The sequence below is a fragment of the Nostoc sp. UCD121 genome (assembly GCF_014222285.1).
In the GTDB taxonomy this organism is placed as follows: domain Bacteria; phylum Cyanobacteriota; class Cyanobacteriia; order Cyanobacteriales; family Nostocaceae; genus Nostoc.
In genome coordinates this window covers 16,760-28,269 of the sequence record NZ_JACKZS010000095.1, presented here as the reverse complement: position 1 = coordinate 28,269, position 11,510 = coordinate 16,760, and the positions used below count along the sequence as shown (strand labels likewise).

At 43.1% G+C, this 11,510-nt stretch carries 10 protein-coding genes; 6 read left to right on the top strand and 4 right to left on the bottom strand.

Annotated features, from left to right (window positions below):
• The first annotated feature begins 130 nt into the window (after positions 1 to 130).
• From GNF10_RS20120 to GNF10_RS20105, 4 genes are all read left to right on the top strand, one after another.
• Positions 131 to 616, top strand: a complete 486-nt coding sequence (locus GNF10_RS20120) for an allophycocyanin subunit alpha-B (protein WP_094348587.1) — start codon at positions 131 to 133, stop codon at positions 614 to 616.
• 1,165 nt (positions 617 to 1,781) lie between these two features.
• Positions 1,782 to 4,151: a phosphoribosylformylglycinamidine synthase subunit PurL gene (gene purL / locus GNF10_RS20115; RefSeq protein ID WP_185584031.1), complete on the top strand. Its 2,370-nt coding sequence runs from the start codon at positions 1,782 to 1,784 to the stop codon at positions 4,149 to 4,151.
• Positions 4,152 to 4,324: 173 nt separating this feature from the next.
• Positions 4,325 to 5,824, top strand: coding sequence for an amidophosphoribosyltransferase (gene purF / locus GNF10_RS20110; protein ID WP_185584029.1), 1,500 nt, complete (start codon positions 4,325 to 4,327; stop codon positions 5,822 to 5,824).
• A gap of 132 nt (positions 5,825 to 5,956) precedes the next feature.
• Positions 5,957 to 6,523: a Uma2 family endonuclease gene (locus GNF10_RS20105; RefSeq protein ID WP_185584027.1), complete on the top strand. Its 567-nt coding sequence runs from the start codon at positions 5,957 to 5,959 to the stop codon at positions 6,521 to 6,523.
• Positions 6,524 to 6,567: 44 nt separating this feature from the next.
• Here the strand turns inward: GNF10_RS20105 and GNF10_RS20100 are convergent, their stop codons facing one another.
• From GNF10_RS20100 to GNF10_RS20090, 3 genes are all read right to left on the bottom strand, one after another.
• On the bottom strand, positions 6,568 to 6,849 hold the full coding sequence (locus tag GNF10_RS20100) for a hypothetical protein (RefSeq protein ID WP_100898347.1): 282 nt from the start codon (positions 6,847 to 6,849) through the stop codon (positions 6,568 to 6,570).
• 52 nt (positions 6,850 to 6,901) lie between these two features.
• Positions 6,902 to 7,948 carry an ABC transporter permease gene (locus GNF10_RS20095; protein WP_185584025.1) on the bottom strand — a complete coding sequence of 349 codons (1,047 nt, stop codon included), beginning with the start codon at positions 7,946 to 7,948 and terminating at the stop codon, positions 6,902 to 6,904.
• A gap of 66 nt (positions 7,949 to 8,014) precedes the next feature.
• Positions 8,015 to 8,533, bottom strand: coding sequence for an adenine phosphoribosyltransferase (locus GNF10_RS20090; RefSeq protein WP_185584023.1), 519 nt, complete (start codon positions 8,531 to 8,533; stop codon positions 8,015 to 8,017).
• A 432-nt stretch (positions 8,534 to 8,965) separates the two neighbouring features.
• On the opposite strand from GNF10_RS20090, the gene GNF10_RS20085 reads away from it, so the two are divergent.
• The gene (locus tag GNF10_RS20085; protein WP_114084563.1) at positions 8,966 to 9,592 is read left to right on the top strand and encodes a DUF3038 domain-containing protein; all 627 of its coding nucleotides are present in this window, start codon (positions 8,966 to 8,968) and stop codon (positions 9,590 to 9,592) included.
• Positions 9,589 to 11,031: a DUF4335 domain-containing protein gene (locus GNF10_RS20080; protein ID WP_185580724.1), complete on the top strand. Its 1,443-nt coding sequence runs from the start codon at positions 9,589 to 9,591 to the stop codon at positions 11,029 to 11,031. Before GNF10_RS20085 ends, GNF10_RS20080 begins: the two co-directional genes overlap by 4 nt.
• 62 nt (positions 11,032 to 11,093) lie before the next feature.
• Here GNF10_RS20080 and GNF10_RS20075 read toward each other — a convergent pair whose 3' ends face one another.
• Entirely contained in the window at positions 11,094 to 11,459 is a 366-nt protein-coding gene (locus tag GNF10_RS20075; protein ID WP_185580725.1) for a four helix bundle protein, read from the bottom strand.
• Positions 11,460 to 11,510: the final 51 nt, after the last annotated feature.

Sequence of the window (11,510 nt, the reverse complement as noted above, 5' to 3'; positions counted from 1 at the left end):
CTGCTCCCTCATCCACTATTCCCCATTCCCCAAAAGTTTCAATTCAATACATAAGTAGCTCCTATCTCTTCACTTGTGTACCTCCGACTCGCTAAACTAACAGATAATATTTCAGGTGATTTCAATCATCATGACTGTAATTAGCCAAGTTATTCTCAAAGCCGACGACGAACTGCGTTATCCCAGCAGTGGCGAACTTAAAAATATCAAAGACTTTTTGCAAACCGGCGTACAACGGACGCGGATTGCGGCTACCTTAGCCGAAAACGAAAAAAAGATAGTTCAAGAAGCAACCAAACAACTTTGGCAGAAGCGTCCTGACTTTATCTCCCCCGGAGGTAATGCTTACGGAGAACGCCAACGCTCTCTATGTATCCGTGATTTTGGCTGGTACTTACGTCTAATTACTTATGGCGTGCTTGCTGGCGACAAAGAGCCGATTGAAAAAATTGGTTTGATTGGTGTGCGGGAAATGTACAATTCATTGGGCGTTCCCGTGCCTGGAATGGTAGAAGCGATCAATTCCCTCAAAACAGCCTCCCTCAGCTTATTGAGTGCGGAAGACGCTGCTGAAGCAGCACCTTACTTTGATTACATCATTCAAGCGATGTCTTAATACAAAGTGTGTGTTGGTTCTAGGAGTATACTTCCGGTCTAGTACAGTGAGTGCAAGATATTAGCACTCGATAGGGATAAGATACTTAATTTGATCATACACTCCCCACAATTGGTAGTGGCTATGGCAAAATATCTGTCAAGTTACCAACCAGTTGTGGGGAAATTTATTTAAGTAGATAGTTATGGGGCATTTCTCAAAGGATGAAGGATATACAGACATAAAAAACCGACAGTCCTTAGTTAAGGCTGTCGGCAATTAAGTGTGTTCCCTATTAATGACTCGGCTAGAGTTCAGTTGTCACTAATTATGCCTAGTTAGCGATCGCAGAGAGACGATCATAATCATAGATATGTGTGATTCTCGTCACTTGATTGTTACAGCTAAACTGCATACACCCGAATAATCTCTGAGTCGCAGTAAATCTATGCAAATTTGGAACTAAGAATATATACGCTAGTAGATAATTTGTCACCTTAAAAGCAAATAACACTGATTAGACACTTACAAGGTAAAACACGAGACGGAGGAATTGCCAAACCTATGCCTCCTTTGCCAAACTGCTGTAGCAGAAAGAGCTATCTGCAAAGATAAATCTCTCAAAGCCTGTCGTAGACAAGATAATGGAGTTTCCATTGCTGTTGAAAGTGATATAGGCATGATCAAAATCCTCACTATTAGATTTAGTGCGGTCAATTTACTAATTGGAATGAGTAGTTTCTCAAAAAATTCCTATAATCCTTTCTTCAAAAGCCGCTCAGTGATTGAGTTATCTGTTATATGAGTCACTTCAAGCGAATGAAATGCCAACGAAATAATTTAGATTGCAGGACATTAAAACTTGCGATCGCATCCTATGAATTTTTTCTGCATTCAACTAGTCGAGCATCTGACAGGCTGATAGGCATTTCTATAATCTGGAAATGACCTATGCATATTACAAGGGAATAAAATTTTATTACTTAACTTTTATCAGTATATTTACCAGCAATTCAGCGTTGAATACAATCTATCCTTATGTGTACAAAAATATGTGTCTTTAAGTAAATTTATTTATTTCTTTTAAAATTTTAGCGTTATATAGTTATTAACTATGCTGATAAATGCACCTACAGGGCAAGTAAATCGGTAGAATAATGCTCTGTACAATTGGTGCATAATTTCCATGACCGCCACATCTCCTGCTTTTTTTTCCCCTCAAGAAATCGCTGCTGAAGGTCTTAAACCAGAAGAATACGCAGAAATTGTCCGTCGGTTAGGCCGTCATCCCAACAAAGCTGAACTGGGAATGTTCGGGGTAATGTGGTCAGAGCATTGCTGTTACAAAAATTCTCGACCTCTACTCAAACAATTTCCTACTGAGGGGCCCCGCATCCTCGTAGGTCCTGGTGAAAATGCTGGTGTTGTAGATTTGGGTGACGGACTCCAACTAGCTTTTAAGATTGAATCTCACAACCACCCATCAGCTGTAGAACCATTTCAAGGTGCAGCAACGGGAGTAGGCGGTATTCTTAGAGATATTTTTACAATGGGTGCGCGTCCCATTGCTCTATTAAATTCCCTGCGTTTCGGTTCCCTAGAAGATGCCAAAACTCAAAGGTTGTTTCAAGGTGTAGTGGCTGGGATTTCACACTATGGTAATTGTGTGGGGGTACCCACCGTTGGCGGCGAAGTTTACTTTGACCCAGCTTATTCTGGTAATCCTCTAGTGAATGTTATGGCGCTAGGATTAATGGAAACATCAGAAATTGTCAAATCTGGAGCATCTGGCTTAGGAAACCCCGTGCTGTATGTTGGTTCTACCACCGGGCGCGACGGTATGGGAGGCGCAAGTTTTGCCAGTGCAGAATTGAGCGATCAGTCAATAGACGATCGCCCTGCTGTGCAAGTAGGCGATCCATTTTTGGAAAAGTCGTTAATTGAAGCTTGTCTAGAGGCGTTTAAGACGGGTGCAGTTGTCGCCGCCCAAGATATGGGAGCAGCTGGAATCACCTGTTCTACCTCAGAGATGGCGGCAAAAGGTGGAGTAGGAATTGAACTAGATTTAGATAAGATTCCCGCAAGAGAAACGGGGATGGTTCCTTATGAATATCTGCTTTCGGAATCTCAAGAACGAATGCTGTTCGTTGCCCATAAGGGGCGCGAGCAAGAATTAATCGACATTTTTCACCGTTGGGGACTTCAAGCCGTTGTCGCTGGTACTGTCATAGCTGAACCCATCGTGCGGATTCTTTTTCAGGGTGGAGTAGCAGCAGAAATTCCCGCCGAAGCTTTGGCAGAAAATACCCCACTATATAACCGTGAATTGCTGGCAGAACCGCCAGAATATGCTCGTCAAGCTTGGGAATGGACTCCTGATTCTTTACCTGCTTGCACAACTGCTGGAATAGAACTCCAAGAAAGCGTGCAAAGTTGGAATGATATTCTGTTAACTTTGCTCGATACACCCACGATCGCATCTAAAAACTGGGTATATCGTCAGTACGATCATCAAGTACAAAATAATACAGTAACACTACCAGGTGGTGCAGATGCGGCTGTTATCCGGTTGCGCCCCCTAGAACAAATCCCCAATCGTTCGACTGAGGGTAGCCAAAATCTAAAATTAGGAGTGGCGGCAACAGTAGATTGCAATCCTCGTTATGTTTATCTTGACCCTTACGAGGGAGCTAAGGCAGTGGTGGCAGAAGCTGCACGCAATCTTAGCTGCGTAGGTGCAGAACCTCTGGCGGTGACGGATAACTTAAATTTTGGTTCTCCAGAAAAACCGATTGGTTATTGGCAATTAGCAGAAGCTTGTCGCGGTTTGGCGGAAGGTTGCCGAGAATTGGCGACACCAGTCACAGGCGGAAATGTCTCTTTATACAATGAAACCCTTGATTCTCAAGGCATCCCACAACCTATTTATCCCACTCCTGTGGTGGGGATGGTAGGCTTGATTCCCGATATCACCAAAATTTGTGGACAAGGTTGGCAAGCATCAGGTGATGTGATTTATCTTCTCGGATTGCCTTTGGCATCCAAAATCAGTTTAGGAGCATCTGAGTATTTAGCCACTATCCACAATACTGTTGCCGGAAAACCGCCACGGGTAGATTTTGACTTGGAACGCCGCGTCCAAAAAGTTTGTCGTGAAGGAATCCGTAATGGTTGGATACGTTCAGCCCATGATTCTGCTGAAGGGGGAGTGGCGATCGCACTAGCCGAATCTTGTATTGCTGGCAACCTTGGTGCTGAAATCAATTTAGAAATAGCACCAACGCAGAACCGTGTCGATGAGGTGCTATTTGCCGAAGGTGGTGCCAGAATTTTAGTTTCTGTAACATCGGCACAGCAAGCAATTTGGGAATCATACTTACAGGAACATCTCGGTCAACAGTGGCAACTACTAGGTACAGTTGGCAATTTTGAGACGGGTTTGGGGGTTTTCACCACTGATAATCAGGTCTTAATCAAAGTTAGTATCGAAGATATGAGCGATCGCTATTTCCATGCGATCGCCAGGCGGATCGCTACCAATACTGCTGTTTCTTAGTCTTGAGTATTTCTTCACTCAGAAATTAGCACTAATAATTCAGAACTATTAGCGTCTCTGGGCATAATTACGGTACTGTTTTAATAGATGGTTAAAGATTTATTAAGAAATCAATAATCTATCTACAGACATAATCCCAGTGACTTGACCCCCCCACCAGGAGCAAAGCTAGCATGACCTCTATTCATTCTGTCACTTCGGATGAATACCCCGACCCTATCAACAACCCAATTAATAGTCATGACAATCAGCCTGACAAGCCCGAAGAAGCTTGTGGTGTTTTTGGCATCTACGCACCAGGAGAAAACGTTGCTAAACTGACCTACTTTGGATTGTACGCCCTCCAGCATCGGGGTCAAGAATCAGCTGGGATTGCCACTTTTGAAGGTACAAAAGTCCATCTTCACAAAGATATGGGCTTGGTGTCTCAAGTCTTCAACGAATCTGTTTTAGATCAATTACCTGGTAGCCTTGCTGTTGGTCACACTCGTTATTCCACCACAGGTTCTAGCCGCAAAGTTAATGCCCAACCCGCAGTTCTGGAAACTCGCTTAGGTTCATTAGCTCTTGCACACAATGGTAATTTAGTCAATACAGTGCAACTACGTCAAGAGTTGCTGGAGAAAAAATACAATTTAGTTACCACAACCGACTCAGAAATGATTGCTTTTGCGATCGCAGAAGCCGTCAATGCTGGTGCAGATTGGCTAGAAGGTTCAATTCAAGCATTTCACCGTTGTGAAGGAGCCTTTAGTTTAGTTATCGGCACTCCTAACGGTGTTATGGGTGTCCGTGACACCAATGGCATTCGCCCCCTAGTAATTGGGACTTTAGCGGGTAATCCAGTCCGTTACGTTTTGGCATCCGAAACTTGTGGTTTAGACATCATTGGAGCCGAATACCTGCGAGATGTAGAACCAGGCGAATTAGTTTGGATTACTGAAGAAGGTTTAGCTTCATATCATTGGAGTCAACAGCCCCAAAGGAAATTGTGTATCTTCGAGATGATTTACTTTGCCCGCCCTGATAGCATTATGCACAACGAGAGTTTGTACAGCTATCGGATGCGGTTAGGGCATCAACTAGCTAAAGAATCTTGTGTCGATGCCGATATAGTCTTTGGTGTTCCTGATTCAGGTATCCCTGCTGCGATCGGATTTTCTCAAGCTTCTGGTGTAGCCTACGCCGAAGGACTGATTAAAAATCGCTATGTTGGACGAACCTTTATTCAGCCAACCCAAACCATGCGCGAGTCGGGTATTCGCATGAAACTTAACCCGCTCAAAGATGTGCTGGCGGGTAAACGAGTAATTATTGTTGATGACTCCATTGTTCGCGGTACTACCAGCCGAAAACTAGTTAAAACCTTGCGTGAAGCGGGTGCAGTGGAAGTACACATGCGAATTTCTTCCCCGCCAGTAACTCATCCCTGCTTCTATGGCATCGATACCGATTCTCAGGATCAGCTAATTGCTGCTACCAAGTCAGTAGCGGAAATTGCCAAGCAACTGGAAGTAGACAGCCTCGCCTATCTCAGTTGGGAAGGAATGCTAGAAGCGACACGAGAAGACACCAATAGTTTCTGCTCTGCCTGCTTTACTGGAGATTATCCCGTGGCAATTCCTGAGCAAGTGAAGCGTTCTAAGCTCAGTTTAGAAAAGGTCGTGGTGTAGGAACTGAAAAAGGGAATAGGGTACAGGTTACAGGGTACAGATTATTCCCTATCACCTGTCACCTCTCCCCTAATCCCAATGCCCAATCCTCACTCAAGATAAAATAGGTAAATCACCTAAATAAAAATGGTTATGAACCAGCCGATATTTGAAAGAGTGCGCTGGACTACCGCCGATTTAGAATTGTTTCCAGATAACGGGAACCGTTATGAAATTATTGACGGAGAATTGTTTATTACTAGACCGCTTCATTGGAAACATCAAAAAACTTGTGGGAGAATTTGTACTTCCTTAGATAATTGGTCACAGACTACTGGTCTGGGAGAAGTTGTGATGACTCCAGGCATAATTTTTGGCGATAATGATAATGTCATTCCCGATGTTGTCTGGGCTAGCAATGAGAGATTGCCCCTGCTTTTAGACGAGGCGGGGCATTTGACTGGTGCGCCAGAACTGGTAATAGAGGTGCTGTCTCCTGGTATTGAAAATGAAAAGCGGGACAGGGAACTTAAATTAAAGCTTTACTCAGCAAGAGGTGTTAGGGAATATTGGATTGTGGATTGGCGCAACCAACAGGTGGAAGTTTATCGACGTGAACAAGCGAGTTTAAAGTTAGTTGCTACGTTGTTCAATAGTGATGAGTTGAATTCTCCGATATTGCCTGATTTTACTTGTGCGATCGCATCTTTATTTACTTAACATAAGTTCGCATAATTGCCGTAATTGCTTACTATTGGCAATTTTTAACTGTGCTGTAAAAACTCAACCTTTGGCAATAACGGGTCAGTCACAATACCCACACCGCTAAAACCCCAACGTTTGAGCAAGTTTCCCAATTGTGTACGTGGAATAGATTCCACAGAGAAGCGATTTGCCACTTCTGCTGCGTGGGTGTTGAGATAGCTAAGGGCATCAAAGTTTTCCTGAAACAGCAATAAATAACCTGATGTTTCGGTGTCAGGACGAGCTATGAGATAATTACCGTCAGTTTTTGAGCGCACCAAGTAATAGACTTCGGACAGCATGGGGATTGGGAGAGTGGGATTAAACCAATGACAAATGACAAATGACCAATAGCTAATTGAGATTTTCTAGGCGAATGCGGGGATCGGCAGCTTTTAACATCAAATCGGCGATTAAATTACCAGCAATTAGCAAGACTGCGCCCATTACCAAGCTTGCCATTAATAAATATAAATCTTGAGCTTGTAAAGCCTGTAAAGTCAACCTCCCTAAACCGGGCCAGTTGAAGAAAAATTCGGCAATGAAAGCACCATTTAATAAACCAGCTAATTCAAAACCCAATAAGGTAATTAAGGGATTTACGGCGTTACGAAGTGCATGAACGTAGATGACGCGGTTTTCTGGCAGACCTTTGGCGCGAGCCGTTTGAATATAATCTTGACGCAGCACATCCAATAATTCGCCGCGAGTGATGCGCTGTAAACCAGCAAAACTAGTAATTGAGAGGGCAATGGTAGGTAAAATCATGTGCCAGCCAACATCTAATATTTTGCCAAACCACGTTAGTTCTGAGTGATTAATGCTAGTCATGCTACCCACGGGGAATAAGGGCGAGGTGATTTGGGCTAAAACCAGCAGTGCCAAGGCCGTGATGAAACTGGGAAAGCCTTGTCCGGCATAGCTAATCACCTGTAAAAGTCTATCTGATAGCTTATTTTGGTTAACAGCAGCAAAAATCCCTAGAGGGATGGCGATCGCCCATGTGACAATTAAAGATGCGATCGCTAATAGCAAAGTAGCTGGTACTCTTTCCCACAACAGCGATGCTACTGAACGTTGATAAATAAAACTCGTGCCAAAATCTCCTTTTGTCAAGATTCGCCATAGCCATAGCCAAAACTGCTCTGGCCAAGACTTATCAAGACCAAACTGCCGCTTTATTTCCTCAATTCTTTCTGGAGATATCTTCGGGTTTTGCCGCAGCGTATCTACATAATCCCCTGGAGCGAGTTGAATAATGAAAAACGATAATGCTGATGCCAAAAACAGAGTCAGTAGTGCCTGCAATACCCGCTTGGTCACATAAATAAAAGTTTCGCTTGTGACTAGCCTGACTAGCCAATCCCGACCTGTCTCCAAGGAAATTCTCGTAGATGTCATTTGTCCTTTGTCCTTTGTTATTTGTTATTTGTCCTTTGCTAATGACCAATGACCAATGACAAATAACTAATATTCAATTAGAGAGATAATCGGCACGTCCGGCAGATATTTACGTCCTTCTAAATCCCGTAGCTCGATAATAAACCCAAATCCTACTAATTCGCAGCCAATTTTCTGTACTAACTTTGCTGTTGCACTCGCAGTTCCACCCGTGGCAATCAAATCGTCCACAATCAAAACTCGGCTACTTTCATGTAAAGCGTCTTGATGCAGTTCCAGACAGTCAGTACCATACTCTAGGTCATATTCAATTGAGTGAACTGCTGCTGGTAACTTACCTCTTTTGCGGATGGGAATAAAACCAGCCCCTAATTGATAAGCCAGAGGTGAGCCAAAAATAAATCCTCTTGACTCTATACCAATTACATAATCTGGTTTTATTTCAGCTTCGTTGCATTTTTGTGTTAAAAAGTCAATAGTGTAGCGCAATCCCTCTGGATCGCGCAGTAATGTAGTAATATCCCGAAATAAAATTCCGGGTTTGGGAAAATCTGGAATGTCACGAATGAGAGACTTCAAATCCATAAAATGGGAATGGGGAATAGGGGATGGGGAATGGGGGATGGGAAATGGGGAAGAAGAGGAGCAAGGTAAGTATAGGAAAAAAATATTGATTATTGACCAATTCTCAATTCCCCATTCCCCAATTTTCAGATACCTGAAAAATCGTACACTATAATGTCATACGCTGGGGGTCGAAGCTTCAGCTTCGTCCTTTGTTGACGATAATTAGAATCTAAACCAAGCTAGAAAAGGTATTGCATTGAGAAATGAGGTGAATATAACTTATGTTTTAAAACTTTGATTTCAATATAGGGAAAACTTTGAGTAGAAAGAGTTAAGTAATGTATATATCAGGTAGTCATGCTACTGCTACAAGTCTAATGTTCAAGTCTTGGCTACCGATCTTAAATTTGTTTTATCTAGTCTGTTGGAACCGCACAAGGTATTTATAGAATGAATGTCTCAGCAAGTTTAACGCCGTTCAACAGTCCAACTCAAGATTCATTGCCGACGATTCTGGACACTTTGCCAGATCCTGCGATCGCTTCCAAGACTTGTCCTCGGAGAACGCGGTTGCAAATTGACCTGATTTTATTGGCAATTGAAGCTTTAGAGCTTGGTGGTTCGGAAGCAATCTTGAGTTTTGCTCAAGAGTTGGATCTAAAAGGAATTGTTAAAGACAGGGTGAATTTATGGCGGATGCGTAGCTCTAACCCGCTACGGAGAGCGCATATCCGCCGTCCCTTAACTATTATGGAAGCAAAAGCTCTGGTAGTAATTGCTTGCTACATAGCACGGCGCTTAACTGTTGTCATCCGCCAGTTATTAATGATATGTCAACAAATGGAAGAAAAGCAGATTCCATTAGAACAGAATTTGCGTCTATCTAATTACCTAGAGAGGTTTAGAGCGCATTTTAAAAGCCGGATGAATGCCCGACGTTCTGGTGTACTAGCATTAACTTCTGATGAAAAATTAGATGAGCTAGCTATAAATTTGTTAGGACAATTACTATTTTGTACTGGTACAGCTGGAATGCAGCGATTCTGGATTAGTCTTTTTGACGGTGAAGTGGAATGAATATTCAACGTAAGTACAGTCTGCCTAATTGTACACTGCTTTTAGAAGGGTTAAGTGATGTCACTAGGGCTGCACAGTTCCAGGAAATGCGCCCGGAATTATCAATATTGGTAAATGCAGAATGCTATTTATCTGGTTATAATCAACCCCTAACTGGAGGGCGAGAATTTTTTGAAAGTTTGGTAAGGGCTGTTAGTGGCTATGCCCAAGAATTTTTAAGTAGCGTACCCAACCCCCAAGCACACAACCAGGAATCGGAGCTAGTAGAGTTTCGGAAAGTTGATAGCAACCGACACAGACTAATCATACATTCCGAAGGCACTCCAGAGGGATTCGATCACTCTAACAATTCCAAACGTCCGCCGATTGAAATAGATTTGAATACGGTGCAGTTGTTTGATTTAGTGGAAGCAGTGGATCAGTTTTTTGCTGACAGCCAAACTTTGCCTGAACTTTCTCTAGAACTACAACCAGTTACCAGACGCTATGGCGGCGCTAGTCAAGCTTTGGTTAGGCAGGCTGTACCTGCTGCGGTGGGTGTGTCAAGTTTAGCAGTAGCTGCGATCGCCTTTAACTTGATTCCACCTCCCCAGCTGCGTCCAGCACAGCCAACAACAGATGAGCAAAGTAGCTCTACAATAAACAATATCACTCCTCCAGCATCAGCTGCTGCAACACCCATTGCTGCTGAAACGCCCAGAGTAACGCCTACACTAACGCCTACAGCTAATGGAAAGCCGGCAGTTAAAGATTTAGAAGCACTTTTAAATACAGTTCCAGAAATTACCGATCCATCCCAGTTACGTGCATTGAATCGTCAAGTTTACAACCAAGTTCATCCAGCTTGGGCTAATCGCTCAGGATTGCAACAAGATTTGATTTACCGTCTAGGTGTAGCTGCGGATGGTGCGATCGTCGGTTATAAAGCAGTGAATAAAGAGGCAAATCTAGGAGTAGGTCAAACTCCTCTGCCGAACGTACTTTACAATCCAGCTACCCGTCCGACCATTTCCAATGAACCAATCGCCCAATTTCGAGTAGTATTTACTACACAAGGTGTCCTGCAAGTTAGCCCTTGGCGGGGATATGCTAGAACGCCAGAGGTAGTGGGCACAAAAATTACTGACTCTAATATAGTCAAAAATTTAAATCAAAAGCTTTATAGTACAGTTCGGCAAACTTGGAGTGGCAAACCCACCTTTACGCGAGATTTGAAATATCGGGTAGCAGTCAACAAAGATGCTGTAATTGCTGACTACGAACCACTAAACCAAGTTGCCTTTGACTATTTTCGGGAAACACCCCTTCCGAAGATGTTCAACGCTATCTATGGCTCTAATGTAGCAGCCCCCAACGATAAAGAACCTCTCGCCCACTTCCAAGTGATATTTAAGCCTAGTGGCAATCTGGAAGTTACACCTTGGAGGGGATATCAGTAATTGGGAATGGGGAATTGGGCATGGGGCATGGGGCATGGGAAACAGAAGTAAGTTCCTATCCCCTATTCTCTATTGCCTATGGATTTTAGATAAGCATTAAGCTTGGGTAACAGTTCATCAAGAATTGGTTTAAATCTGCCTACCTGTTCATTGGTAAATAATTGTCTGGCGTAGGCTAACCTCAGCCAACTGATAGTTTCATATAAAGACCTTCTAGCAATCTTGACAAAACGTCGATTGTCTTGGTCGCTGTACCTACCTCTACCTTCTGCGATGTTCGCACAAACACTATCAGCAGACCGAACAATTTGCTTGCCCAGTGTATCTTTAGTGAAATTGTCCCATTCTTTAACAATAGGCCAAATTTCATTAGCCAGCTTTTCAGCAAGTTGATAAACTTTTAATTCCTCAAAATCAGGTCTTCCCACAAAATTCCATTGATCATTTATTGGTCAATAGTTCCCAATGCCCAATGCCCA